This window comes from Bacillus clarus (assembly GCF_000746925.1).
Taxonomy (GTDB): Bacteria; Bacillota; Bacilli; order Bacillales; family Bacillaceae_G; genus Bacillus_A; species Bacillus_A clarus.
The window spans coordinates 3591722-3618043 of record NZ_JMQC01000008.1 but is presented as its reverse complement, the minus strand read 5'-3'; the positions used below and the strand labels follow the sequence as shown (position 1 = coordinate 3618043).

Here is a 26322-nt window from a genome sequence, read left to right as displayed (position 1 = left end):
CTCTTTATTATTTACCTCTTTTTAAACATATTATTCATTCTTGTTACGATGCTCGTATACCACTTATTTTGGAATCAAAAAGGAAAACAATCTCCTAAATTAAGTTCAGCAATATTTATATCATTTTGCTGTGTTGCTACTATTTTATGCATCACTTTTGCAGCAAAAACAAACAACGGATTTCAATTTGATATGCGCCATATCGTATTAATTGTCGGTACATTAACAGCAGGACCTATTGCTGGTGGATCTATTTTAGCAGTTTTAAATATATACCGTTTTTTATTAGGAGGTATAGGTGTTTTTCCATCCATCATTGCTTCTACCTTCTTATTTATTGTTCTATTATCTACCTATAAACTTTTTAATCGAGGCTCTAATCATATAAAAGTCATACTCGCTATTTTTTACAGTCTTACATACGGATTCGGTTGGGTTCCTTTTTTCCTTGCCGAAGTCCCAAATAATAGCTATTATATTCCTCACATTATTGTGTACGAACTATGTACAATATTTGGTACAATTCTCATTCTATATTTATTAAACATACTACAATTACAAATTCGTCTAAAAGAAGAACTTATGAACGCTGAAAAATTTCATCTTATCGGAGAAATGGCAGCTTCCATCTCTCATGAAATTCGTAACCCATTAACTTCAACGAAAGGTTTTTTACAACTCTTACACTCAGACAAATGTTCTGAACAGGAACGAAAACTATATACAGAAATAGCCATCAATGGCATTGAACAAGCGAATCATGTGCTTACAGATTATTTAACATTTGCAAAACCAAGTATTGAAAAAGAACAACAGTTGCAAGTAGAGAATGAGTTACTCCATGCCGTTTCTCTCATTACACCACTTGCAAATTTAACAAATGTTCGCATACATTATATAAAACAAAGTACTGCTTTCTTTATTGCTGGCGAAAAACAAAAGTTTAATCAATGCCTATTAAATATTTTAAAGAATTGTATTGAAGCTATGCCAAAAGGCGGTGACCTCATTCTCACATTAGTGCCAAATCATAAATATATACAATTATACATAAAAGATACTGGTGTAGGGATGGGTCCAGAACAAGTGAAACGTCTCGGTTCTCCTTTCTATTCAACGAAAGAGAAAGGAACTGGTCTCGGAATGATGGTTGTATTTAGCATTACTCAAGCAATGGGAGGAAATATTGATATTACAAGCGAAAAAGGAACAGGGACAACCTTCTTATTAACTTTCCCACTCATACAAAAAACGTGATGAAGTCATCATCACGTTTTTTCCGTTCCATCAACAAGCTCAGCGAAGGCTTTTACTTTCCCATGTGGTTTTTGATTTTCTTTTCGCGCTTTCCAAGCACGTTCTTCTTCTTTTTTCTTCTTTGACATACTGTTTCAGCTCCTTCCTATCTTTTCTTCATGTATTATTCCAATATACGAAGTAAAACTATTCATGTACAAAAATAAAAGAAGTGAGTTAACTAAACCCACTTCTTTCCGTTCATCTTTGCAAAATTGCATACTTTGCTTCTTTCAATTGTGTAAGATGTCGTTGCTCGTGTAGATCAAGGAATTGAACCCATTGATATAAATTAAGATCACTAAAGACAGGATGCTTTAATGCATTCTCAAATAATTCTTTTTCATCTATTACACTGTGAAGAGCATGTAATAACTCTTGTCGTGAATGTTCCAATAGCTGAATTCCTTGTTGTTTTTTCATTAATGTTTCTGTTGGTTGCATTTGTTGAGGAGCTTCTCGTTTATGTGTTCGATCAAGCGTAAACTGGAGGTCTTTAAATGGAGCAGATTTTCTTTCTCTTTTTTGTAAACCATATACAAGAGCAGATGTTACAGATTGTTCCACTAAATGTAAATGGTGCAAAATTTGAATAATACTCCATTTATCGCGACGCGGTTTCACATTTACTTCTGTATCATTTAACATCTCAATTTCTGATAGCAGTGTGCTCCTTGTAGACTGTAATGACTGCAATAACGTTTCTAAACTAACATCCATATTAGATTGAAGCATAATTCTCCCCCCTTTTTTTGGTGAAAAGAGGCGCTTCTTTATTAGAAACACCCCTTTTAAATAAATCTGAATTTTCTTATATTATCTCATCATTTTCCCATCATGTCGATGATAAACATGTGAAAAATAGTGCGAGTTTTTTACAATTTTGTGTCTTCTACCGCACGTAACCATGCTTCAATTTCTGCAATAACGCTTTTCACACAGCCTTCTGCAAACGGTGACGTTAGATTCGCAACTTCTACTAATTGTAAGAACGATTGACTTCCACCTTGCTGACAAAGGTTCACATAATCTTCCCATGCTTCTTGTCTATTATCTCTTGCACGCTTCCAAAATTGCAGTGCACAAATTTGAGCCAGTGTGTAGTCAATATAATAGAACGGCGAGTTATAAATATGCCCTTGGCGTTGCCAAAATCCACCACGCTCTAAGTAATCATTATCCTCATAATCACGATGTGGTAAATATTTTTTCTCTATATTACGCCATGCTGCCTTACGCTCTGCTGGCGTCGCTTCTGGATTTTCATATACGTAATGCTGATATTCATCAACAGATACGCCGTACGGTAAAAATAGAAGTGCTGAACTTAAGTGTGAGAAGTAATATTTATCTGCATCTTCTTCAAAGAATAATTTCATCCATGGCCATGTGAAAAACTCCATACTCATCGAATGAATTTCACACGCTTCATATGTAGGCCAATTATATTCTGGAATTTCATATTTACGGCTTTCATATACTTGGAAAGCGTGTCCAGCTTCATGTGTTAACACATCAATGTCTCCAGACGTTCCATTAAAGTTTGAGAAAATGAACGGTGCTTTATAATTCTCAATATATGTACAATATCCACCGCCAGCTTTTCCTTTTTTAGCAACTAAATCTAATAGATCGTTATCTAACATGAAATTGAAGAATTCATCTGTTTCAGGTGATAACTCTTCATACATCGTTTTCCCATGATTAATAATCCAATCAGCATCGCCTTTTGGAGTCGGATTACCTGTTGCAAATTCAAAGTTCTCATCATAATACGCAAGTTTTTCTACACCAATACGTGCTTTTTGTCTAGTTCTTAGTTCTGTTGCAACCGGAACAATATAATCCAGCACTTGCTTACGATAATTTGCAACCATTTCCGCATTATAATCTGTGCGGTACATTCTTGCATATCCAAGTTCAACGAAGTTTTTAAAACCGAGTACTTTTGCGATTTTCGTTCTCACTTTAACAAGCTCATCATAAATACGGTCTAACTCTTCCTCATTTCCTGCTAAGAAGCCGTAGTATGCTTCACTTGCTGCTTTACGTTCACTTCTTTCTTTTCCTTGCATGAACGGAATAAGCTGTGATAACGTTCTTTCCTCTCCTGCAAACTCAATCTTTGCAGATGCCAATAACTGTGTATATTGTGAAGACAATTTATTTTCCAGCTGTAAGTCTTTTACTACTTCATCTGAATATGTTTTTAAATCACATTCAGCTAAAGCAAATAGCTGTTTTCCATAATAAGCTTCTAATTCATCACGAAATGGAGAATCAATTAATGCTTTATAATACTTAGTTCCGTATCCTTGTACAACCGGAGAGTATTCATCAAAAAAATCTTGTTCTTCCTTATAAAAAGTATCTGTCGTATCGACAGAATGACGAATATAACAAAGATTCCCCATTGTCCCAAAATCATTTCGAATTTCATTAATTGCATTGATTACTAGTTTCTGTTCTTCTACCGTTTTTGCATTATCGAATTTCTCTAAAGAAACAGTAAATTTCTCCTGTAATTCTTCAATATTTGGCCGTTTATATTCATAGTCTTTAAATGACATGAACGAGCCCCCTCTCCATTATATGTATCCTTACTATAATTCCATTTTTGTTTCCCAATCTCCTTTTATTCTTCAACAAAATTCGGCAGAAATTGTAATCATTCTCCCATACTTTTTCTAAAATTAAAAAGAAGCATACTTTTCAATCCGTATACCGTTCGTCCTCTTCAACTAGATTTTTTAACCACAAACAAAAAAGCCTTGGATTACTTCTTATCCAAAAGCTTTTCGGAACACATAATTATTTTTCGTATTTCCCAATTTTTTTAAGTAAAGTTAGCAACTCAGTTTTCTCATCTTTTGTAAGCATTTCAAACGAATGATGTATCACCTTCTCATGACTTGGAAAAATAGAAGCGATGAAATTTTCTCCCACTTCAGTCAACTGTGCATATATAACTCGCCTATCATTTGGACATGGAATGCGCTTTACGAGCCCTTTTTTCTCTAGCTTATCTACAACATATGTAATACTACCACTAGCAATTAAAATGCGCTCACCAATTTGTTGAAGCGGTTGTCCCCCTTTATGATATAGCAACTCTAATACAGCAAACTCAGTTGGATTTAGTCCGTTACTTTGTATTGATTTATTCGTAGTATCCATAACGGAACGATGTACACGTGATAGTGCAATAAATACTTTTAAAGATTGAGAAATATCTTCTCGCTCATGATTCGATATCATACAACTTTCAACCCTTCACTTAAATTCTTAGCAATTAAAAAACTTCTATAAAACAACAATCAAAAAAGAGAAAAGCTAATTAGCGCTTCACTATAATCTCCGAATGATTATTCACTCACTTTCATACTATTTTCAATACATACTGCGAATAATTCTTGAATAAAAACATGACAATTTTAACATAGTTTATATATAATGATAATAAAAAAAGAAGGGGTAGCAAATTTGAAAGGAAAATTGCAAAGTACAGCTTTTTATATACTGCTTGTTATATTACCAACGATAGGAATTGGTATGATTTTTTATTCTTATCACACCTATAAAATGCAACAGGAAAACAAACAAGCCGCTCATACGGTTCTCTTTTTATATAGAGACTATTTAGATCATCATCTTGGTGAGGCTATTTCTGCCTTAGAAATGCTTGCGAAAGTCGTAGGTACAGAAACTGGAAACTTAAATGGAATTAAACAAGTTGTTCACGATACAGATGGAAATGGCGAACGATTTTCCGGACTATATTACTCTACTACAGATGGCTTAATCACAGTAGCATCAGAAGGCGAATCACCTCCTATCGATGTATCAGATCGTCGTTACATACAAGAAGCACTTAGCTCAAAAAAAACAACTGTATCATCTGTAATTACAGATCGTGTCCTTGGGCACCAAGCCATTATAATTGCTTCACCAATATTTAATAAAAAAAAGGAAATTTCAGGCTTATTATTAGCAAGTTTACGGTTTGATTATATATCATCCTCTTTAAATGCTATTAAGCCACAATATCATTTCGAAGTAACTGATAAGCATGATGTAGTCTTTCTAACCGATGATAATAATGAAACGAGCGGACCGTATACTAACATGCTTTCTACACCACTCCAAAGATTAAATTGGAAGGTTTCTGTCTCTCCATTACCGATTCATCAACAAACTTTACAACAATTCGTTGCAATAGAATGTATCGCTACGTTATTCTTAATGACAATTTTATTTTTACTTATCCATTATATTTTATTGAAGCGTCAAACGAAATTAGAAAGACAACAAAATGAAATGCAAAAAATTGAATTAGTTGGGACTTTTGCTGCAAGTACAGCTCATGAAATCCGTAATCCGCTTACTGGTATTAAAGGACTCATTGCTCTATTAAAAGAAAAATATAAACATGAACAAGACCAATTCTATTTTTCAGTAATCGAACAAGAAATAGAACGTATCAATGAGATTGTTAGCGAATTTCTTATTCTTGGAAAACCGACTGCAATCATTGAGCAAAAATATGATGTAAGAGATATTCTAAAAGAGGTAGCTTTAATTATTCAATCTGAAGCGAATTTATATAACATTATATTCATTGTACATTTACCGGACCATCCTGTTCATATCCGCTGTTCAAAAGATCATATGAAACAAGTGGTTTTAAATATTACAAAAAATGCAATTGAAGCTATGAACTCTGGTGATACATTAACAATTGTAGTAACCAGCAATGAAAAACATGCACAATTGCAAATTATTGATACTGGAAAAGGCATTCCAAAACATATTCAAAAACACCTCTTTCATCCGTTCTTTACAAATAAAGATACTGGAACAGGCCTCGGACTTGTCATATGTAAACGAATTATAGAGATGTATAACGGGCATATTTCAATTGATAGTAAAGAAAATAAAGGAACTACCGTTCATATTGAACTGCCTTTAGACCTAGTATAATTATCCTTATCCCGAGAGGATAATTATACTTATTTCATAAAACCAGCCACAAGCATTCTCCAAAAGTTATTTGATTTCCCTTCATAACCTATTTGGAAAATAGGTAGCTTTATTAATGAAAACCATTTTGGTTTTTGTTTTTCTTTATAACACTGATACTGTAAAATAAGCTTGTCCAATTCTTGACTAACTTGAATTGTTTCCGTACTACCTAATCCATGTGTTAATCCTAAATGAATCATTTCTTCACGTTTCATATGAATATCACGCGAAAGTTTTTCCATTGTGTATTTCCTTTTTGCAGTAAACATCCATATCCCCCTTATTATTCTTCCATACTCTCAACTTCATCCTATACATTCGAATTTGAAGACTCAGAAAATTTAACATTTTCTCCCTGTAATTTACAAATCTTTACCCTCACTTTGAGAATTATTACAAATTATTCTATCTTTGTAAATACAATCGCAATAATAGACATTTTTTTCATATTCTTTTTTTATAACCACTAGAGAAATACTGCCTTTTCTAGCTTTCATATACTTTTCTTCGACATTTTTTGTTTAATTTTGATAAAAACGCAAAACATAATGATGATATCAACATTTATTTTATAAATCAGAAAGGAACTCATTATATGCGTAAACATACCATTATACTACTAGTACTTATGATGTGCGTGCCACTTCTCATATTTCCAATTCAAGCAAATGCACATACAAATAAAGTTGCCATTGTAATTGATGATTTCGGAAATAATATGAAGGGTACTGAAAAAATGTTATCCCTTCCTATCCCTCTTACTGTTGCCGTTATGCCATTTTTACCTTCTACTAAACAAGATGCAGTAGCTGCACATAAAAAAGGGCATGAAGTCATAATACATATGCCGATGGAACCGATTAAAGGAAAAAAAGAATGGCTTGGTCCAAAAGCCATTACAACCGATTTAAGTGATACTGAAATTAAAAATCGAGTCGAGCAAGCTATTGAAGAAGTACCACATGCGATTGGTATGAACAATCATATGGGATCGAAAGTAACCGCTGACGAAAGAATTATGCGAATTATACTCTCTGTTTGTAAAAAACATGGGTTATTTTATTTGGATAGTAAAACAAACCCAAATAGTGTAGTCTCAAAAATCGGAAAAGAACTAGGGGTTTCAATTATAGAAAATCAATTATTTTTTGATGACGTTTATACAGCAGAACATATTTCTAAACAAGCTCAATTACTTATTAAAAAAATTCAAGAAAAACCTGTTATGGTAGCTATCGGTCATGTTGGACCACCTGGGGAAATTACATCTCGCGTTATCGAATCATCAATTCCAAGAGTGCGTGAACATGCAGATTTTATTTTTTTATCCGATTTAGCCTTATCACCGCCAGTTGTTTCTAAATAAAACGCCTTTCATTATCTCATCACATTGGAAATAATGATAATACAAAAAAAGATACTCATCTACGTGTAGTAAATGAGTATCTTTTTTTAATCATATACTTGAATCCTTATTATTTAAATATAATCTACATGACTTACTCGGAATCCCTTTTTCTCTATTTTTCCGATTAACTGCTTTAATGATTTTTCATTTAATTCATCTGTTATATTCACGATAACTCGACGAATATACTGATCACCATTATCTAATGTAAATAAACCACCAATATTGTACGCCTTTAATAAAGTCCCAAGTTCTTTAATCGTTCCTTTACAATCCTGTGTTGCAATCGTTAATATATATCCGCCTGTCCGCATACCAAATGAATCTTCAATAACATCAAATATATTAGAATGCGTTAAAATACCGACAAATTCATTGTATTCATTTAAAACTCCTAAAAATGGAAGCCGCCGAATGACATAAAAGGCTCGAAAAAAAGAATCTTTTTCAAAAATAAAAGCTGATTGATCTTCTAGCATATCCTCCACACTTATACTTTCCAATCCTTTATCACATTTCTGTTCTAAAAGGTCTACTTTATAAATAATGCCTGTAAATTGCTTCTCATCTTCTGCTAATACAGGGATTGCCCGAAACCCCTTTTCATTCATAATTTTCAATGCCTGTTCACCCGAATCATCAATCCGACAAAAGATAACTTCTTGCTTCGGCAGAAAATGATATTTAACTCGCAAAATATGTTCCTCCTTACATGTCGACATGTAATCTATATATAATAAGGAGACCTATATTTTATGAGTGAAATTATATTTAAAACGCTTTCATTATTTAACTTAACTATAATGAATCATTTCTTATATAACCGAACTTTGCGATCCTTTAATCATCAACAACTTCACGTGATAGTTCATTAAGTACTCTATACCTTCTAACCATTTCTTCGTCTCTTCGGGTGTTTTTCCCCATACAATCATTCCGTGATTATGAACGAGTACCACACCCCCGCCTTCAGTAAAGTTTGGCACGTTATTTTCCAATAAGTCAGCAAACTTCTTTTCATCCTCTACAATTGGAATTGTCATCTCTGTAATTCCTTCTTTTCCAAAAATACGCTCTACGCTACGCTTTTCAAAGGTAACCTCTCCTTGATTTCCATATAACTCTGACATTAAGTGACTATCCACAGTCTGAACTTGTAAAATACATTCCGCACTACTTTTTTTATAAATATCCGCATGCATAAACGATTCAGCAGCTGGTTTTTCATCATTTTCAAATACAGACTCACACATACTATTTACTACAATGAAATCCTCTTCCGCGAATAAGCCTTTATCTCTCCCCTCTACGTTCACTAAAAATGTTAATGGTTCTTTCGATGTACACATCGACAAACTGATTTTTGTACCATAAAACCAATCCCGAAGTGCCAATTCCGTCTTCACATCTCTTAACTCGTTCCATTTCTTTAGAAAAAATAACATTTCGTCACCTCCGAAGTAATATTAATATAGTAATTGAATCCTTTCTATGTAAAAGGAGTATTTTTTGATTATTCTAAAAATTTAATTGAATTATCACATGAGAATGTCTTTTTGTCAATACGATTTCTCCACCTCTCATAAAAATAGGCGACTATATTATGAATAATGTTTCCCTCACCTGGTGCTCCCTTTTTTCTCTATAGTAGCAATTTATTTTAAGTTCGTTACATACAGAAATATATGCAAATACGCTATTCTTTCTATCATTCTATAGAAAGAATAGCGTATTTGTTACTCCCATCAAATATATATAATAGGGAGGATTCCTCCTTTTTATTTTGCATTCATCGCATTGTATAAAAACTGAGCATACTGTTCACGTGTTACTAAATCATTACCTAAAAAGTTTCCAGCACCGTCTCCTTTAGATATGTTGTTATCAGACAATGCTTTTACATAAGCTGCTGCCCAATGATCTACGGGGACATCTGTAAACCTCGCATGTTTTTTCTCATCTACCTTAAACTTAAACATCTTTTGTAATACGACTGACATTTCATATCTAGTTAATACGTCATCTGGACGAAACTTACTTGTTCCATCTCCTTGCATAATTCCTGCTTGCGCGACCCTATCAATATCTTTTTCAAACATATGTCCTTTCGTATCCGAGAACAGTTCTTTTTGATCTACTTTGCTCTCTAATTTCAAGTACCTTTGTACTAATGCGGCCACCTGTCCACGAGTAATATTATCTCCAAATCCAAATTGTCCATTTCCATATCCTTTAAAAATATTCTCTTTTGCTAAATATTTAATCGCTTCCTCTGACCAGTGACCTTTTGGTACATCTTTAAATGCTACTTCCTCTTCTTTTGCTTCCACCACATTTTGTATCACTTTACCAGTGAAAAAGATTCCTGTATCAGCGAAGGGCTCTTTCACTCCAAATTCATATACTTTCTCACCAGGGATACTCCATTTGATTGTACCGTTACTATATGTACCGCCCTCACTCTGCAATCGAATATCTGTAGAAATTTCACCATTTCTATTATATACAGGCACTTTCGTTTCTTTATTAACCTCTACTTCATCTAAAAATACTTTTTGACTTTGAACATTAATATAAGCTCGTTTACTTAATTCTATTACTGGTCTAATATCACGAATCTCATTCGCTACAAAACTTACAAACGTTAATTTGTTCAATTTGCTAATTGGTGATAAGTCAGTAATTTCATTTGCTTCTAAATCAATTTTTTCTAAGTTTACTAGTTTGGATAATGGCGTAATATCTTTTATTTCATTGTAAGGAATGTCCAATTGAATAAGATGACTCATTTCACTAATAGGATCGACATTGTGAATCTCATTTTTACCTATCCACAATTCTTCTAGCTGATTTAATCGATTAATTCCAGTAATATCTTTAATTTTATTACGTGTTAACACCAAGTCTTTTAAAGGTAATGTATATACTGGAGTAATGTCTTCAATCTGGTTTCCTGCTAAAGATAAGTACGTTATATTTTTCAATGCACGTAATGGAGTCAAATTTGAGATTTTATTATTACTCAAATTAAGATATTCTAACTGCTCCATCTTAGTTATTGGCGTGATATCTTCAATTTGATTACCAGTTAAAAACAAAGTTTTTATATTCTTCATTTGATTTAACGAGCTGAAATCAGATATTTTATTATTGCTTAAATCAAGAGACTCTAAATTATCCATCTTAGTTATTGGCGTGACATCTTCAATTCCATTACCGCGTAACGCTAATTTTTTTACTTGTTTTAAATTCGAGAAGAACGTTAAATCTTTTATATTCGCGTTGGATACAGTTAAAGATTCTAAATTAGGCATATACTGTAATCCGCTATAATCAAGAATTTCATTTGTATTTAAAAACAAATCTTTTACCTGTAATAATTCCTCCTTCGTTATCGGTGTATCTAAATCTGCTTTATTCAGTACCTTTTTATTCACAAGTTGTTTTAATTTCTGATCGGTTATCATATTGGAATTATCCGGTTGATTTTCTTTTTCTTTATCTTTAGAATCCGAATCGTCTGTTGGCTTTTCATTGTCTTTATTATTTACATTTGGATTCGAAATTTCAAATTGAACTTGATATGCATGATCATAACTAATTGCCGGAATAAGAATATGCATCTGCATATTGTATCTTTTCGCTAGTTCCCCTATTTCAAATTGAATCACTTTCGTCCCATTTTTTTTCTTATTCTCTGATAATACTTGTACATCCTGGAATACACCTGGATTATTCTTGTCTTCTATTCTAAGATATTGAAAATAATCACTATCTTGTAAAGTTGCCATAACGAATTTATTTCCGTTCTCAATCTTTAATTTCGTATCCTTTATGTACTGAGATACCATAGATGGCTCATCTTTTTGATCTTTATATACTTTAATATCTGCATCATATATACCATCTGCTACAGTTACTCCTACTTTATTCGCTTCAATTGTTACTGCTGCTAATGCTGGAGTAGAATAAACAGAAAATGGAATTGCTAATGTTGTGGCTACTACTAGAGCCCTCAGATGATTTTTGTTCAATGTAATATTCTCCTTATCTATTCATTTTATATAGTTTTTGTTTAAGTGATAACGATTATCAATTAACTTCAAATTAGATGATAATGAAATTCATTATCATTGTCAATGGTAATATTGAATATTTATTTCTGAACTATCTTGCCAAAATAAAAAAGCCCTTCCATCATAGGGCTTTTTTACTCATCATCTGAAGGATTTCATTTTTTTCTTGCTCATTGATTACACGAAGTTTTTGTAAAATGTTCGCATATAAAACAAGCTTATTATATATTCGTTCCGACATATCCTTCCCCACTTTCCTTCAGCCAACTTTTTTTCTGTTGGTAAATTATATGAAGGAAGCGAGAAAATGTGTCCACTTTTTGCACAAATGCAAATCTTTTTATATATACGATGTGAAATTATAGTAATTTAGCAAACTGTCCATTGAATGTTATTTTTTTTAACCTCTTCTTCAAAACTATATGGTATTTTTTTATCACAAATTACATGTTGAATACGAGAAAACTCTGCAATTCTGTAATTTCCTTTGACCCCAACTTTCGTATGATCACATAAAATAAATGTTTTTTCTGCTAGTTTTACCATCGATTCAGACAATTTCGCTTTTTCTAATTCAAAACTTGAAACCCCAAAGCTCGGCAATAATCCATCAATGGAGACGAATGCCTTATGAAAGTGGAATTGGCGAATTACTTGCTGAGAAATAGATCCTGATACGCGGGAATGTTTCGGAGATACCTTCCCGCCAATAAATAAAACCTCACCATGAAACATCTTTTTATTAATAGAAGAAATTAATTGCGTAGCTACTGGAAATGAGCTCGTTACAATCGTTAAATTTTTTCGATGAACAAGATAAGGAACCATTTGAAGTGGTGTACTACCATCATCAATAGCAATCACGTCACCATCTTCTACAAAAGTTGCTGCTTTATAACCAATTCGTTTTTTCTCTTCTATATGCAACATCTCTCTCTCAAGCATCGGTGCCTCCACCCCAGCCCCTGGAAGTTGAACAGCTCCACCGTACACTTTTTTCAATTTCTTTTCACGATCAAGTTCTTCTAAATATCTACGAATGGTTTCTGTTGATACCGCAAATTCTCTCGCTAACTCTGAAACTTTCACTTTCCCTTTAAATTCCACCGTTTCAAGAATCGTCCGCTTTCTTTCTTCACCTACAACAGACATAACTTCACCCCATTTATTTCTTTCATACTGCCTATCGCTACCTCAAAGATTTGTAAAATTTCATGAGTCTCTCTTGCAGGAGAACGTATGAAATCTTCATTTATACAAAGTTATAATGTTCTTCTTCAATAAAAACTTCTTCATGAATGTAGATGCCACGTTGTTCTAGTGCATCAAAAATGATTTGTGGATTTTCAAAAGCTTCCTCAGGCGTTACAACACCAACTTTATTAACAACACCTTTTGCAATTAACTCTGTTGCAATCCCAAATGGAATTCCTACATTTCTCGTGTAAGCTCGTAATTTCTCCCATCCTACTATAGAACCATCTGATACAGGATGTGTATGATATAAAACGTGTCGCTTCTTTTGACTGTTCTTCAAACCGATTACTTCTACATGAAGCGCATAACCGTAAACTTCCGTTTCTTGTCCTTCTTTTGAATGTAATAAATACTTTGAAATACAATCCATAATACCAATTTCTTTACCGTTTATTTCAAGCCTATCATTGCGCAATATACCGTAATCATATAGCGCACGAACAAGTTGCATGTTTTGCTTTGGCCAAGTTCCTCTTGTTTCTATAAGTCTGACACCTTTATCCTGTAAAGCTTTTGCTAAAGTAATCGTTTCAGAATGCGGGATTATATACTGCATTGTTTTTCCGTAAGGCGCTGGTAGTTCAATTTCTCTTGGACGAGCAAACGGAGGAACTTGCTTAAATTCACCATCTTCATATATTGTACGTGTCGGCAGTTTCGGATCATATTCATACGTTGTTGTTTCTGTAATCGATGCTGAAAAAGCAATTGGACGATACGATCCGTGACTTACACGGACGGATTCTACTGTATCTAACTGATTTGCTGCGTGCATTGCCATCATTTGTGTCACACCTGGTGTCATACCAAATCCAGGTAAACATGTTTTTTCATTTTGAACAAATATAGAATGGGATTCATTTTCTTCACCAAATCCATTTAAGTTCACACCATGACAACCTGCTTCTGCAATACAACGAGTAGATAGTCCATTTAATTTAATTGTTGTGCCATCCATAACAATGTCATAACCTTTCATCTTTGTCACTGTATCCTCATGGTTTGTCACATCTACCTTTATGAAATCCACACGAGGATCATTCAACCACTCTACTACTTTTCGGCCTTCTTCTTCATTGAAGTCAGCAACTGTAATTGTTTCAAAGGATGAAAATTGAACTAAATCTAAAATTGCTTCCCGACAAATTTCACCTGCTCCGCCTAAACAAAATACTTTCACCCTATAACAACTCCTTTAGCGATACTATCAACTAAACGAGAAATATCTTCTTCATGTACATCACCGATATTTCCTATACGGAACGTATCTACCTTGGAAATTTTACCTGGATAAATGACAAATCCGTACCGTTTTAATTCGTTATATAACTGCTGAAACTCAAAACCTTCTTCTGGATAAATGAACGATGTAATAATAGGAGACTGGTATTTTTCATCTACTAATGACTGAAATCCAATTTCTCTCATTCTATTTACTAACTGTTTTTGATTGTTATAATATCGCTCGTAACGTGCCTGAATCCCCCCCTCTTCTTCTAATTCAAGTAACGCTTGATAAAAGGCACGTACAATATGCGTTGGAGAAGTAAAGCGCCACTTTCCATTTTGCTCTTCCATCGTTTCCCACTGATCATATAAATCTAATGATAGAGAACGGGCTCGCCCTTTACATTTCAATAATTCATCACGCTTCGCGATGACAAAACCAAATCCAGGAACTCCTTGAATACACTTATTTGCACTACTAATCAAAAAATCGATTTGTAAATCAGCAATGTCTATTTCAATACCACCAAAACTACTCATTGCATCAACAAGTGTAACCTTGCCATACTGCTTTCCTAATCTACATACATCTGCGATTGGATTTATAATTCCTGTCGTCGTTTCACAATGAACAACCGCAATATGAGTAATCTCTTTATCTTGTTGTAATAACCTTTCTACTTCTACAATATTAGTAGGTTCCCACTCTTCGGTTTGACTGACCACCACATCTATATGTAACATCTCTGCCATCTGCACAATCCGCTTACCATACGCACCATTTGTACAAACGAGAAGTTTTCCGTTTTTAGGAATAACAGATCCAATTACTGCCTCGACAGAAAATGTACCGCTTCCTTGCATTAAAACTGTTGTATACTGTTCTTCTTCTTTCGTCGCTAATGATACAAGACGAGTTCTTACTTCTTGCACCATCGTATTATATTCAACATCCCACGTACACCAATCGTATAGCATAACTTCTTTTACTGTTCTTGTCGTCGTTAACGGTCCTGGCGTTAATAATAAGTAGTGATTTTCATTCATGATCCATACCCCTTTTATGAAATGATAAGTTCTTCTTTTTCGATATGTTCAATTATGTTTTGTAAATCTTGCATTGTCTCAATTGTAAAATGGGCTCCGTTTTCAATGAAACGATTACGAACCACTTCCATTTTCCCCTGTAGCTCTAGTGGATCCATGTTTTTCACTTCTTCTTCCATTAAACCGAGTTCACTACTACCAAGAATAACCCCAACTGTCCACATTCCAGCATTTCTACCTTCTTTCATGTCTGACACCGTGTCCCCAACTTTTATCATATGATTCATTGGATATACACCGAGTTCCATTGCGTTTTTATAGCACATCCATGGGTATGGACGGCCTGCCGGAACATCATCTGGCGTAACGAGAAAATCTGGTTCATATCCTTGTACTTTCGCTTCTGTTGCAACAACGTCCATCATTTCTCTCGTATAACCAGTTGTTGAACCAATTTTAATATCTCGTTCACGTAAAGAAGCGATTACTTCCTTTACCCCATCAATTGGCGTTGCATATCGTGGTAAAATGGAAAAGAGAATTTCTTCAAACTCCTCATACATCTCATGAATATCAACCTCTGTTGGTAATTGGCCAAAGACACGCTTCCATTCATTAGCAATACGAGGCATTTCAGCTAACGCCCTAACATGATCAATTTTCAATAATCCCATCGGCTTACGAGCTTCTTCTGCTGTAATTTCAACACCACGTTTCTGAAAAATCTCCATGAATACTTCCAGTGGTGCAAAACAACCGTAATCCACCGTCGTACCTGCCCAATCAAAAATAACCGCTTCAATTTTCATCCTATCTATCATCCTTCTTATCTTTTTTGCCATAATGACGTTCGATTACGTAACGCTTTCGTTCCCCATTCATATACAACTCTTACTACAATATTTGTGACAACGATGAGTACACTCATTGCAGCTGCTGGCGCAACGTTCCCTGCGTCATCCATATTTACAATCGATACAGCCGCTAGCTTAAAATCAGCTGCGTATAGGAAAACAACTGCCGATACTGTCACCATTGAATTTACGAAATAGTACATAACCATCTCTAAGATTGCTGGTAAACACATCGGTACTGTCACTCGAAAGAATGTTTTATAAAACGGAATTCCCATCGATTGCGAAACAAGCTCAAACTCTCGATCTAGTTTCTTTAAAGCTGTCGTTGCCGTAACGAATGTTACAGAGTAAAAGTGAATGATATTTACTAACACTAAAACCGCGATTGTTCCGTATAAAGAATGGAATGGATTTGTCACTTCTAAACCAAAAAATTGAATAGTTGGTTGACTGAAGAAAAAGACATATCCTAATCCAAGTACTAATCCCGGAATTGCTAACGGTACAATGGAGAAAAAGTAACCTGCTTTTCTAAAGAACTCTAACTGCTCTATTTTTTCAATTGCATATGCAAACACAAATGTTAACATCGCTCCGATAACTGCTGTGACCGCCGAGACGATTACACTATTTTTAAACGCTTCAATTCCATCTCCTGTTAAGCTTGAAAAATTAAAGTGTTCAAATGTAAAACTCATATTATACGGCCATACTTTTACGCTTGCAGCAACACCGACAGCAACAAATAAAAGAATAATCATAATAGTAATTACACTACAATATACGAACGATATTACATCCCTTTTCTTATTAATTGAAATTCGATATGGTACTGCTTTTGAAGATAAGAAATTTGCCTGCTTTCTTTGCGTAATACGATCCACTGCAAATGCAAAAATAGCTGGTATTAATAAAATCATTCCGACCGCTGCACCCATTGGCATATTTTGTTGTCCAATTACTTGCTTATATACATCCGTTGCAAGTACATTATATTGGCCACCAACAATTTTCGGTGCTCCAAAATCGGTAAAACTAAGTGTAAATACAACGAACATCGCGCTAATCAGTCCATACTTTACACTAGGTAAAGTAACAGTGAAAAATTGTTTCGCTCTACTTGCCCCTAACATATTAGAGGCTTCATATAACCGATAATCTGAACCTTGAAAAGAGATTAATAAAATGAGAAATGCTTGTGGAAACGTATAGATTACTTCAGCAATTATGATTCCTACCGGTCCATATAATGGGATTTGTATACCTTCAAATAATCCAAACAATCCTTTCGTTACGAGCCCTTGATTACCGAATAAATATGTAAGAGCAATACCATGCATCATCGTCGGTGCGAATAAAGGTAATAATGCTACGTATTGAAATATACGTTTTCCTCGAACATTCGTACGAGCAATTGCATATGCGTAAGCAAAAGCCAATGCAACTGAAATAATTGTTGTAACACCCGAAACCCATATAGTATTTTGTAAAGACTGAACAAGAGTTGGAGTTGTGAAATATTTACTGAAGTTTATGGCCCCAACGAAAGCTCCTTCTTTATCGTAGAAAGCTTGTGTAAACAGTTGTAGCAGTGGCAATATTAGCATGACGAGAAATGTCAAAAGCATACCGATAATCAAAAGTCTTTGGAGCCACTCTTCTTTCCCAACACTTCTCCTAACTGTTTTTTTAACACCCTCTGTTTTATAGTTTTCTAGCATCTCCATCTATACAATGACCTTCTTTCCATATGACAACATATGATTTTCAGAGAAAGAAATTTGAAGTGGCTTTCCTTTTCGAATACAAATTCGATCTACTTCTGATGCCAATATATCAACTACAATTCTTGCATTATAAAGATGTGTTTTCTCTTCTATAACACGCACTTCTGTCCTATATACAGCCCCCCTGAATTCCATACTTTCTACAATTGTCTTCATTCCATTGTTTTGTACAATCGCTACATGTTCAGGGCGAATTGCATGTTCCTCGTTATTCTTCGAAAAAAAATTAATAGAACCAATAAAATCTGCAACAAACGGATTCGCTGGCTTTTGATAAATCTCCTCGGGTGTTCCAATTTGCATAATTTCCGCATGATTCATTACAACAATTTTATCAGCCATCGTTAATGCCTCTTCTTGATCATGCGTCACCATAATAGTCGTCACTCCTACTTTTTCTTGCAACTCGCGCATGTCTCTTCGCAATTTCTCACGCACTTTTGCATCTAGAGCAGACAACGGCTCATCTAGTAATAAAATATCTGGAGACAGCGCGAGCGCACGTGCAAGCGCTACTCGCTGCTGTTGTCCACCAGACATTTGAGCAGGATATTTATCTTTCACATTCAACAAATCAACAAGTTCTAACGCTTCCATCGCTTTCTCTTTCACTTCTGCTTTCCCATACTTTTTTGCCTTTAAGCCATACTCGATATTTTGAAGTGCTGTTAAATTTGGAAATAACGCATACGATTGAAAAACCATACCTAAATTTCTTTTTCCAGGTGGCAATCCCGTAATATCTTTTCCATTCACAGCTATATGCCCTGTCGTCGGCTCCTCTAACCCCGCCAAAATACGAAGTAATGTCGTTTTCCCGCAGCCACTCGGACCTAATAAACAAACAAATTCATTTTTTTTCACTGTAAAAGAAATATCTTTTAACGCTGTAAACGTATCAAATTGTTTTTGAATGTGTTGAATTGATAAATATTCGCTCATTTGTCTCTCTCCCACTTACTTTTTCGGTGCTGCTTTTTGCCCAAATTCTTTTTCCCAACGCTCTAAAATTTTGTCACGGTTTTCAGCTGCCCACTTGAAATCATTGTTTTTATATAACTTTTCTGTCACATCTTTAGGGAAACCATCTGGAAGTTTATAATCGCTTTTAATTGTTGCAAATCCGTTTTTCTCGAAGTATAGCTTCATTACATCGTCTGTAATTGCCCAGTCTAAAAATACTTTCGCTAATTTATCATTTTTCGCATTATCTTTCTTAATTAATGCATTCGCTTCTACTTCCCAACCCAATCCTTCTTTCGGTAAAACAACTTCAACCGGTGCACCCTTTTGCTTTTCTTTTAAAGCACTATAAACCATCGATACACCAACTGGATATTCACCGGCTCCTGCTAATTTCGCTGGTTTTGAACCAGAATGCGTGTAAGTCGCTATGTTATCATGAAGTTTTTTCATGTAATCCCAGCCCTTATCTTCACCCATAATTTGTAACCATGCAGAGACCGTTAAAAATCCGGTTCCAGAAGAAGCTGGATGTGGCATGACAAGCGTTCCTTTATATTCTGGTTTTATTAAGTCTTCATACGATTCCGGCATCGGTAAATTTTTCTTTTTCAATTCTTCTTTATTCACTGCGATTCCCGTCATGAATGCAGTATTACCTACCCATTTTTCTGGTTTTTTATCATCTTTAAATTGAGGGAGTACACGCTCTACTCCTTTTGGAGAATATTCTTTTAACATTTCTTTCTTCTCTAAAGCTAGAAGACTGGAAGCAGCTGTTCCCCATACAACATCAGCTTGTGTATTTTTCCCTTCAGCTAACAATTTCGCCGTAATAACTCCTGTTGAATCACGTACGATATTTAATTTCACATCTGGGTATTTCTTTTTAAAGGAATCAAGATAAATCGGTACAAGTTCTTCTTCAATTGCTGTGTAAACAGTTAATGATCCGGATAACTTATCGTCTTTTACTTTCGCTCCAGCAGTTTCTTCTTTTTTCGCACCACACCCCATTAATAAAGAAAATACCATACCAGTTGCTACAGCTTTAAAGAATGTTTTTTTCACTGTTTCTCTCCCCTTTTATATTTCTCTTATGTACAATTCAAATATAAACAACTAGTGTAAAAACAGTATTAAACCAACATTAATCTTTTGTTTGTTGTTTGTTTTTGTGTAATACGTTGCTACTTCAATGTTTTTTCGTATTTTTCTGTCAATATACAGTGAGAAATTTACAAATAATTTAAAAAACCTTTAAAATCCCACAAAAAAATGAGGCGTTTGTAAAAAATGCCTCATTTTTGTTTCCCTTTTTTCGAATTACGATTTGCATATTTCGCACTATTTTCTCCTTCATACTCTACCGCAAATTCCGCGTCTGGTAGACTTTCTTTCGGGGTTTTATTATTGTTAATTGCCGCATGTTGTTTTACTTTTCTTTTTACCATCATTTTCACCTTCTCTCACTACACGACTTTCTATATTAGTTTGAGAAAACATCTGAAAATTATTGCTGGGAAGTGTTAACAAGTACGTAAGAGCTTATATATGGAAATACTACATATGAACAAATCACTACCCGACAAAAGGAGCGATTATTTTGAAGAAAGAACAAAAGATTCCTTCGCCCATTTTAGATGAAACGCTCCCGCATCAAATCAACTTTCCGTCTTTTAAAGGTACAGGTAAACAAATGCAACAACCTTTTATAAACCAATATGATGTTGTTATTGGTGATAGTAAATATAACTCTGCAAACAGTCCACTTAATAATTGGACTGATGAAATCGATCCTGCCATAATGGCGGGAGAAGAATGGGTTCATCCAACAAATGATATTGGGTGGATTTCAGAAGAGAATCAAGAGTTACTAAAAAAGAAAGTTGATAACAAAACCGATGCTTTTATGCATCCTCAATTTGGAATTAACGACTAAAAAACCATTCTACCTCTATAGGTAGAATGGTTTCATACTATCCGATAATAATTCTCTCTTTCGGATATTTATAGCGAGGTGGTTGTTCTCTTCCACCACTAGCTAAAATAAAGGTTAAAATACCTACACGTCCAATAAACATAAGCACAATTAATACTAATTTACCAACAGTTGTTAAATCTGACGTAATACCCGTTGATAGTCCAGTCGTTCCAAAAGCTGAACAAACTTCAACAATTAAGCTCATAAATGGTACATTTTCAGTAATAGATAAAATAAGTAACGCTGATGCACATAATAAAATCCCCATCGTCATCACAACAGATGCTTTTAAAACATCTTCTTCATGCAGCTGACGTTTAAACACACGGACTGTTCTACCGCCTTTCGCAAATGTATACAAAGATAATATACTCACAGCAAATGTCGTTGTTCGTATTCCTCCTCCAACTGAACTTGGAGAAGCCCCAATAAACATTAATATACTCATAAATAAAAGCGTCGGTTGTGATAATTCACGTATATCCATCGTCGCTAATCCACCGCTTCGCGTCGTCACCGATTGGAACAATGTATAGAACACCGTTTCATGCCATGACTTTCCTACTAAAAATTGATTTCGTTCTAATAGGAAAATCACAACTGTTCCAACGATAACAAGCGCGAAAAATGTTGTTGTCGTCAATTTTGTAAATAAAGAGAAGCGGAATAGTTGATGCTTTTTCTTACTTACGTACTGCTTCATTTCCATTAATACAGGGAAACCAATTGCACCTAAAATAATAAGCAACATATGGATGATTTGGACCATATAATCTTTTTGATACGGAATAAGCGACTGCCCTGTTAAATCAAATCCACCATTCGTTGTTGCACTAACAGCGGCAAAAAAACCATGAAAGTATGCTTCTTGCCAAGTCGGAAAATAAAGTAAAAATCTTGTACCTAAAAGTACTGCCCCAATCAGTTCTATTGAAATAATTACAATTAAAATCGATCGCATCAATTCAACAAGCCCCGCTAAATTCCCTTGGTTATGGTCTGCCATAATTAACCTTCTTCTTTGCAAACCAATCTTTTTCCCCGTTATAATCCAAACGAACGTACCAAGCGCCATAATTCCTAAGCCACCTAATTGTAAAATAAGGGCTAAAACAATAATCCCGGCCGTAGTAAACGTATCAGAAATCGTAACAACTGAAAGTCCAGTAACACTTACAGCACTAACAGATGTAAATAATGCATCTATGAATGTCCATTTCACACCGGGTTTAATAACAAACGGTAAACTAAGTAAAATAACCGATACCACTACCGCTATTAAATAAAATAAAACAATAAGCTGTACGGGCCGTAATTTTTGTAAAAACTTTTTTATATCTCTCATTCCATCACTTCGCTACCTTTTTTCTATCGATTAAATAAAGAAAAATCATCACTTTCTCTATTTGTAAATAACTGTTGAAATAGTTTCGCAAATACCATTCCGTACACAGTCCCATTTCCCCCGTATGGCAATGCATAATATAAATTATGTATCTTGTTATCTTCCTTTAAAATAGGAAGTCCATCATGGCTACCGCCAAACGCTGCTGCCCAATAATATTCTGCTCGTACATTTTTAAAATGAGGAAACATCTCTTTTATAATGTCAATAAGTACATCACGCTTATGCAATAATTTCGTATCACCAATCCCTTGAATTTTCAGTGTTTCATCTAATCCACCTACAATAACACGGTTTTGATACGTTCGAAAATACAAATAAGGACGGGCCGTTTCCCAAATTAAGGATTGCTCGTACCATCCATCAACATGTTCTAATTCATTTGTTACAATCGCATAAGAAGTTTCTACCGTTGTATTTTTTTCTTTTTTCCCAAAAAGGGATTCATATCCTGTAGCCATAATCACATTCTTTGCTACAATTTTATTACCCGTTTTCGTGTAACAAATTAAATCTTTTTGGACTTGTTTAATGTGCTGCGCCTCTGTATGTTCAAATATGGTAGCACCATGCTGCTTTGCTTTATGTATAAGACTGTGCGCTAATAAATATGGATTTACTTCTGCGTCTCCGCGTGTATATAACGCTGCTGGTTTTGTAAACGAATATCGCTTCTTAATGTCAGCATCTGTGAAGTACTCAACAGGAAACCCGTGATGTCGTAATGTATTGTACTCTTCTTGTAAAAATGAAACATCCTCATTTCTACTTGCGTAATATAAACTGCCTCTTGGAATAAAATGTGGATTAATATCTAGACTTGGAACAACTCGCTCCAATGATTGCAATGCCTCATAACATAGTCTATAAGCACGTACTCCCTTTTTTTCACCAAATGTATGAATGAAGGAAGTTAATGATTTATCATGAGCAAATTGCAATAGTCCTGTATTAGCCGCTGTACTGCCATGCGCAATTGACCTTTTATCAATTAATACAACTTTCATACCGATCTTTGCCAACAAATATGCAATATGAGCCCCTGCTTCTCCACTTCCAATTATAAGCACTTCACATATCATATCATTTTCCAATAGTGGATAACAAGGCATAGAAGCCCCTTCATTCCAAAACAACTTTCCAGTCATTAGTGTCATAGCTATACTCCTAAAATGTAATTTTCTCCTTTCTATGTTTCGTTATTTCACATAAAAAAATCCAGCTAACCTGTGCTAGCTGGATTTTTTTATTTAATTCGAGCGTTCTTCGAGCCAGTTTCCAACCGTTGGATACGTTTGTTTTACAGCTGTCCCACCATATACGACAGACATATGTCCTGTCGGTAAACATACATATTGTTTATCCGTGCTAGAAATATGCTCAAGCAAAGCCTCTACTTGGCACGGCAATGCGATGTGATCGCGTTTCGCTGAAATATTTAAGACGTTTGCCTTAATATTTTCAAGGTTAACTTTTTGTCCGCGAATCACTAATTCGCCTTTCACTAATTTATTATTTTGATAAAAATCACGAATCCATTGTCTATATGATTCACCTGGGAACGGAATACCATCTCCAACCCATTTTTGAACCAATCTCCAGCTTTCTACGAAGCGCTCATTTTCTGAACGATCTAGCAACGCAACATATGGACCGACAAAGTTTGTAATTGGCTTTAACATTTTGTTCCCAAAATCAATCATTTCTGGAGGAATATTTCCGAACGTATCAACTGCTTTATCTAAATTGAAATACTTTTCATCTAATAACGGACCATACAATCCTGTTTCAGAGAAATCAAATGGACTTGTCATGAAAATTAAATTGCGAATTGGCATATGCGGGTGAAGTGCCGCATAAATGGATGTAAGCGTCCCACCCATACAGTAACCAAGTAAAGAAATCTCGTCCGATTTTGCAGTTCGCATTACTTTTTTCACTGCTTTTGCAATATAATCGAACACAAAATCATCAAACTTCAAATGACTATCTTCCAAACCAAAAGTACCCCAATCAAGCATATACACATCAAAACCACGATCCACGAGATATTCCACTAAACTATTTCCTGGAGTTAAATCCATAATATACGGTTTATTAATTAAAGCATATATTAATAAAATAGGAACTCTATGTGTTTTTTCTTGTTTTGGAATGTAACGATAAAGCTTTGTTTTATTCTTTGTCCAAATTACCTCTTTTGGCGTTAAGCCTACTTGTGGTTCTGGTTCACGTAATAAAACTTCACTCGCTCTTTTCACACGACGGTATGCTTTTCGATATTCTTCTGGGTATAGCTCTAATTGCTTTTCCCATTCTGTTACGAATGTAGTCATTTTTCTATCTCCTTTTTGATTGATCTCCTTCTTAAAGAAAGAAGTGCATTCCTGCTATGGATATGCACTTTTTTCTCGCTTCATTACATATATAATCCGCCGTTAATATTTAATTGCTGCCCTGTAATGTACGCTCCATCACGGCATAGGTATACGACACCTTTAGCAATCTCGTCAGCTTGACCAAAACGTTTCTTCGGAATTTTAGAAACGATTTTTTGACGAACATCTTCTGGTACTTCTGCTACCATTTCTGTATCAATAAATCCTGGGCAGATTGCATTTACAGTTACATTCGTCTTTGCAAGTTCTAGTGCTAATGATTTTGTAAATCCTAACATACCTGCTTTCGCTGCTGAGTAGTTTGTTTGTCCAAATCCACCAGCTTGTCCAATAATAGAAGAAATGCTAATGATTCTTCCTTCTTCTGCTTCCGTTATGTAAGGAAGTACCGCACTTGTCGTATTGAATACGCTACTTAAATTCACATCGATTACGCGGTCCCAATCTTCACGATTTAATTTTTTGAATGTACGATCTCTTGTAATACCAGCGTTATTAACAAGAATATCAATTTTACCAAAATGATTCACAGCTTCATCTACAAGTCGTTTCGCATCTTCTAGCTTAGAAACATCGGCTTGAACTGCATAAACGTCATGTCCTTCTTTTCCTAGTTCATTCACCAAGTTTTCAGCTGCTTCTTTACTGCTGTTATAGTTGATAACAACTTTTGCCCCTTCTTGTGCTAATGCTACTGTAATCGCTTTTCCAATTCCTTTCGCTCCACCTGTTACGATTGCTACTTTTCCATTTAATTGAACCATTTCTTTTCCCCCTTAAATGAATTTGTGAACGATTATTATGAATCATCTTGGCACTCATACAATGGAGTTCCATATATTAATTATTTTTCGCCGTTTATACATGCAAAAGAGATTCTCCCTTCCCTTTTACAACGTATAAACAAAGCGCTATTATCATTTTTTATTTTCTGGCTTCACCGATGGTTTTGCCTCTTCTTTAATAGGTTCTTGCAGTTTTGCTAATACTGCATTTTGCTTTTCTAGCAATTCTAAAATTTGATCAACTTTCGTTTCTAATGTACGAATATCTTGCTTCACTTTCGTTACATCACGTTTCAATGTAGGAGCTTGTCCTAAAGAATCTACTTTTTCTTCTAAAACTTCTTCAATGTTATCCACTTTATTTTCCAAGTTAATAACAAGCGTAGCTACTCTCGCGATATCTTCTTTCGTAGGCACATTCACCTGTTCTAAATAACTTTTTGTCGTATCATTTAACGCTTTTTGATAAAACAAATTTAGGTCTAGAACGCTGCCCATCCAAGCAGAATACTCTTCTGTTTTAATTGTTTCATTGAGCGCTTTTCCCCAAAATGTTTCGGTTTGTTCATAAGCATTTTTCCATGCTTGCAGTGGATCGAATTTTTGATCAATCACTTCGCCTACACTCCTTTATTCTTTTTTGAAACAATTCAACCTATTCATTATTTTCCAATATTCTGAAGAAAACCGCAAGTCTGTATTTTATTTTTTTCTATATTCTAACAAATGTATTGACATTAAAAACAGATAAGTGTAAATTGCACTTATAAGCAAAAAATTCCATCTAACTGATTCATGAGGTGATGCAC

25 protein-coding genes are annotated in these 26322 nt (G+C 34.6%); 4 read left to right on the top strand and 21 right to left on the bottom strand.

What is annotated here, in order from left to right; translation table 11 throughout:
• The first annotated feature begins 48 nt into the window (after window positions 1-48).
• Window positions 49-1257, top strand: a complete 1209-nt coding sequence (locus tag DJ93_RS19360; RefSeq protein WP_042982651.1) for an ATP-binding protein — start codon at window positions 49-51, stop codon at window positions 1255-1257.
• Between the two features lie 11 nt (window positions 1258-1268).
• On the opposite strand, the gene DJ93_RS33805 is transcribed toward DJ93_RS19360, so the two are convergent.
• The 4 genes from DJ93_RS33805 to DJ93_RS19340 form a co-directional block, all read right to left on the bottom strand.
• Window positions 1269-1385, bottom strand: a complete 117-nt coding sequence (locus tag DJ93_RS33805; RefSeq protein WP_042982650.1) for a DUF6254 family protein — start codon at window positions 1383-1385, stop codon at window positions 1269-1271.
• A gap of 112 nt (window positions 1386-1497) precedes the next feature.
• Window positions 1498-2031 carry a DinB family protein gene (locus DJ93_RS19350; RefSeq protein WP_042982648.1) on the bottom strand — a complete coding sequence of 178 codons (534 nt, stop codon included), beginning with the start codon at window positions 2029-2031 and terminating at the stop codon, window positions 1498-1500.
• Window positions 2032-2171: 140 nt separating this feature from the next.
• Window positions 2172-3866: a M3 family oligoendopeptidase gene (locus DJ93_RS19345; protein WP_042982646.1), complete on the bottom strand. Its 1695-nt coding sequence runs from the start codon at window positions 3864-3866 to the stop codon at window positions 2172-2174.
• 241 nt (window positions 3867-4107) lie between these two features.
• Entirely contained in the window at window positions 4108-4554 is a 447-nt protein-coding gene (locus DJ93_RS19340; protein WP_042982644.1) for a MarR family winged helix-turn-helix transcriptional regulator, read from the bottom strand.
• Between the two features lie 225 nt (window positions 4555-4779).
• On the opposite strand from DJ93_RS19340, the gene DJ93_RS19335 reads away from it, so the two are divergent.
• Window positions 4780-6276 carry a DUF3149 domain-containing protein gene (locus tag DJ93_RS19335; RefSeq protein ID WP_042982642.1) on the top strand — a complete coding sequence of 499 codons (1497 nt, stop codon included), beginning with the start codon at window positions 4780-4782 and terminating at the stop codon, window positions 6274-6276.
• Between the two features lie 29 nt (window positions 6277-6305).
• Here the strand turns inward: DJ93_RS19335 and DJ93_RS19330 are convergent, their stop codons facing one another.
• A complete protein-coding gene (locus DJ93_RS19330; protein ID WP_042982641.1) occupies window positions 6306-6587 on the bottom strand; it encodes an aspartyl-phosphate phosphatase Spo0E family protein in 282 nt (93 codons plus the stop codon).
• A 326-nt stretch (window positions 6588-6913) separates the two neighbouring features.
• Here DJ93_RS19330 and DJ93_RS19325 point away from each other — a divergent pair, with 326 nt between their 5' ends.
• On the top strand, window positions 6914-7684 hold the full coding sequence (locus tag DJ93_RS19325) for a divergent polysaccharide deacetylase family protein (RefSeq protein WP_042982640.1): 771 nt from the start codon (window positions 6914-6916) through the stop codon (window positions 7682-7684).
• 113 nt (window positions 7685-7797) lie between these two features.
• Here DJ93_RS19325 and cbpA read toward each other — a convergent pair whose 3' ends face one another.
• The 11 genes from cbpA to DJ93_RS33275 form a co-directional block, all read right to left on the bottom strand.
• A complete protein-coding gene (cbpA, locus tag DJ93_RS19320) occupies window positions 7798-8421 on the bottom strand; it encodes a cyclic di-AMP binding protein CbpA (protein ID WP_042982638.1) in 624 nt (207 codons plus the stop codon).
• Between the two features lie 120 nt (window positions 8422-8541).
• A complete protein-coding gene (locus tag DJ93_RS19315; protein WP_042982636.1) occupies window positions 8542-9171 on the bottom strand; it encodes a class II aldolase/adducin family protein in 630 nt (209 codons plus the stop codon).
• 333 nt (window positions 9172-9504) lie between these two features.
• A complete protein-coding gene (locus tag DJ93_RS19310; RefSeq protein WP_042982634.1) occupies window positions 9505-11760 on the bottom strand; it encodes an NEAT domain-containing leucine-rich repeat protein in 2256 nt (751 codons plus the stop codon).
• A 411-nt stretch (window positions 11761-12171) separates the two neighbouring features.
• Window positions 12172-12954: a DeoR/GlpR family DNA-binding transcription regulator gene (locus DJ93_RS19300; RefSeq protein WP_042982632.1), complete on the bottom strand. Its 783-nt coding sequence runs from the start codon at window positions 12952-12954 to the stop codon at window positions 12172-12174.
• Between the two features lie 100 nt (window positions 12955-13054).
• Window positions 13055-14239, bottom strand: a complete 1185-nt coding sequence (locus DJ93_RS19295) for a saccharopine dehydrogenase family protein (protein WP_042982630.1) — start codon at window positions 14237-14239, stop codon at window positions 13055-13057.
• Complete coding sequence (gene phnW, locus DJ93_RS19290) at window positions 14236-15333, bottom strand: 2-aminoethylphosphonate--pyruvate transaminase (protein WP_042982629.1); 1098 nt, start codon at window positions 15331-15333, stop codon at window positions 14236-14238. Before phnW ends, DJ93_RS19295 begins: the two co-directional genes overlap by 4 nt.
• 14 nt (window positions 15334-15347) lie before the next feature.
• Window positions 15348-16142: a phosphonoacetaldehyde hydrolase gene (gene phnX / locus DJ93_RS19285; RefSeq protein WP_042982628.1), complete on the bottom strand. Its 795-nt coding sequence runs from the start codon at window positions 16140-16142 to the stop codon at window positions 15348-15350.
• Window positions 16143-16159: 17 nt separating this feature from the next.
• A complete protein-coding gene (locus tag DJ93_RS19280) occupies window positions 16160-17917 on the bottom strand; it encodes a putative 2-aminoethylphosphonate ABC transporter permease subunit (RefSeq protein WP_042982627.1) in 1758 nt (585 codons plus the stop codon).
• The gene (locus DJ93_RS19275; RefSeq protein ID WP_042982626.1) at window positions 17918-18919 is read right to left on the bottom strand and encodes an ABC transporter ATP-binding protein; all 1002 of its coding nucleotides are present in this window, start codon (window positions 18917-18919) and stop codon (window positions 17918-17920) included. It lies immediately after the preceding gene.
• A gap of 15 nt (window positions 18920-18934) precedes the next feature.
• Entirely contained in the window at window positions 18935-20011 is a 1077-nt protein-coding gene (locus tag DJ93_RS19270; RefSeq protein WP_042982625.1) for a putative 2-aminoethylphosphonate ABC transporter substrate-binding protein, read from the bottom strand.
• A gap of 230 nt (window positions 20012-20241) precedes the next feature.
• A complete protein-coding gene (locus DJ93_RS33275) occupies window positions 20242-20397 on the bottom strand; it encodes a hypothetical protein (protein ID WP_196777064.1) in 156 nt (51 codons plus the stop codon).
• Between the two features lie 149 nt (window positions 20398-20546).
• Between DJ93_RS33275 and DJ93_RS19260 the strand changes: the two genes are divergently transcribed.
• Window positions 20547-20882 carry a DUF3905 domain-containing protein gene (locus DJ93_RS19260; protein ID WP_042982621.1) on the top strand — a complete coding sequence of 112 codons (336 nt, stop codon included), beginning with the start codon at window positions 20547-20549 and terminating at the stop codon, window positions 20880-20882.
• Between the two features lie 37 nt (window positions 20883-20919).
• Here DJ93_RS19260 and DJ93_RS19255 read toward each other — a convergent pair whose 3' ends face one another.
• The 5 genes from DJ93_RS19255 to phaR all read right to left on the bottom strand — a co-directional run bounded on the left by DJ93_RS19255 (window position 20920) and on the right by phaR (window position 26128).
• A complete protein-coding gene (locus DJ93_RS19255; protein WP_042982620.1) occupies window positions 20920-22269 on the bottom strand; it encodes a TrkH family potassium uptake protein in 1350 nt (449 codons plus the stop codon).
• A 23-nt stretch (window positions 22270-22292) separates the two neighbouring features.
• Window positions 22293-23486, bottom strand: coding sequence for an NAD(P)/FAD-dependent oxidoreductase (locus DJ93_RS19250; RefSeq protein WP_042982619.1), 1194 nt, complete (start codon window positions 23484-23486; stop codon window positions 22293-22295).
• Window positions 23487-23579: 93 nt separating this feature from the next.
• Entirely contained in the window at window positions 23580-24665 is a 1086-nt protein-coding gene (gene phaC / locus DJ93_RS19245) for a class III poly(R)-hydroxyalkanoic acid synthase subunit PhaC (RefSeq protein ID WP_042982617.1), read from the bottom strand.
• 83 nt (window positions 24666-24748) lie between these two features.
• On the bottom strand, window positions 24749-25492 hold the full coding sequence (locus DJ93_RS19240) for an acetoacetyl-CoA reductase (protein ID WP_042982616.1): 744 nt from the start codon (window positions 25490-25492) through the stop codon (window positions 24749-24751).
• A 153-nt stretch (window positions 25493-25645) separates the two neighbouring features.
• Complete coding sequence (gene phaR / locus DJ93_RS19235; RefSeq protein WP_042982615.1) at window positions 25646-26128, bottom strand: polyhydroxyalkanoic acid synthase subunit PhaR; 483 nt, start codon at window positions 26126-26128, stop codon at window positions 25646-25648.
• Window positions 26129-26322: the final 194 nt, after the last annotated feature.

Excerpts from the sequence above, each read along its gene's own strand:
- DJ93_RS19330 (WP_042982641.1), bottom strand. The coding sequence starts at position 6,587 with ATGTTTACTGCAAAAAGGAAATACACAATGGAAAAACTTTCGCGTGAT.
- DJ93_RS33805 (WP_042982650.1), bottom strand. The coding sequence starts at position 1,385 with ATGTCAAAGAAGAAAAAAGAAGAAGAACGTGCTTGGAAAGCGCGAAAA.
- DJ93_RS19275 (WP_042982626.1), bottom strand. The coding sequence starts at position 18,919 with ATGAGCGAATATTTATCAATTCAACACATTCAAAAACAATTTGATACG.
- DJ93_RS19325 (WP_042982640.1), top strand. The coding sequence starts at position 6,914 with ATGCGTAAACATACCATTATACTACTAGTACTTATGATGTGCGTGCCA.
- DJ93_RS33275 (WP_196777064.1), bottom strand. The coding sequence starts at position 20,397 with ATGATGGTAAAAAGAAAAGTAAAACAACATGCGGCAATTAACAATAAT.
- DJ93_RS19340 (WP_042982644.1), bottom strand. The coding sequence starts at position 4,554 with ATGATATCGAATCATGAGCGAGAAGATATTTCTCAATCTTTAAAAGTA.
- phnX (WP_042982628.1), bottom strand. The coding sequence starts at position 16,142 with ATGAAAATTGAAGCGGTTATTTTTGATTGGGCAGGTACGACGGTGGAT.
- DJ93_RS19345 (WP_042982646.1), bottom strand. The coding sequence starts at position 3,866 with ATGTCATTTAAAGACTATGAATATAAACGGCCAAATATTGAAGAATTA.
- phaC (WP_042982617.1), bottom strand. The coding sequence starts at position 24,665 with ATGACTACATTCGTAACAGAATGGGAAAAGCAATTAGAGCTATACCCA.
- DJ93_RS19280 (WP_042982627.1), bottom strand. The coding sequence starts at position 17,917 with ATGGAGATGCTAGAAAACTATAAAACAGAGGGTGTTAAAAAAACAGTT.
- DJ93_RS19350 (WP_042982648.1), bottom strand. The coding sequence starts at position 2,031 with ATGCTTCAATCTAATATGGATGTTAGTTTAGAAACGTTATTGCAGTCA.
- DJ93_RS19255 (WP_042982620.1), bottom strand. The coding sequence starts at position 22,269 with ATGAGAGATATAAAAAAGTTTTTACAAAAATTACGGCCCGTACAGCTT.
- DJ93_RS19300 (WP_042982632.1), bottom strand. The coding sequence starts at position 12,954 with ATGTCTGTTGTAGGTGAAGAAAGAAAGCGGACGATTCTTGAAACGGTG.
- phnW (WP_042982629.1), bottom strand. The coding sequence starts at position 15,333 with ATGAATGAAAATCACTACTTATTATTAACGCCAGGACCGTTAACGACG.
- DJ93_RS19250 (WP_042982619.1), bottom strand. The coding sequence starts at position 23,486 with ATGACACTAATGACTGGAAAGTTGTTTTGGAATGAAGGGGCTTCTATG.
- DJ93_RS19315 (WP_042982636.1), bottom strand. The coding sequence starts at position 9,171 with ATGTTATTTTTTCTAAAGAAATGGAACGAGTTAAGAGATGTGAAGACG.
- DJ93_RS19360 (WP_042982651.1), top strand. The coding sequence starts at position 49 with ATGCTCGTATACCACTTATTTTGGAATCAAAAAGGAAAACAATCTCCT.
- DJ93_RS19240 (WP_042982616.1), bottom strand. The coding sequence starts at position 25,492 with ATGGTTCAATTAAATGGAAAAGTAGCAATCGTAACAGGTGGAGCGAAA.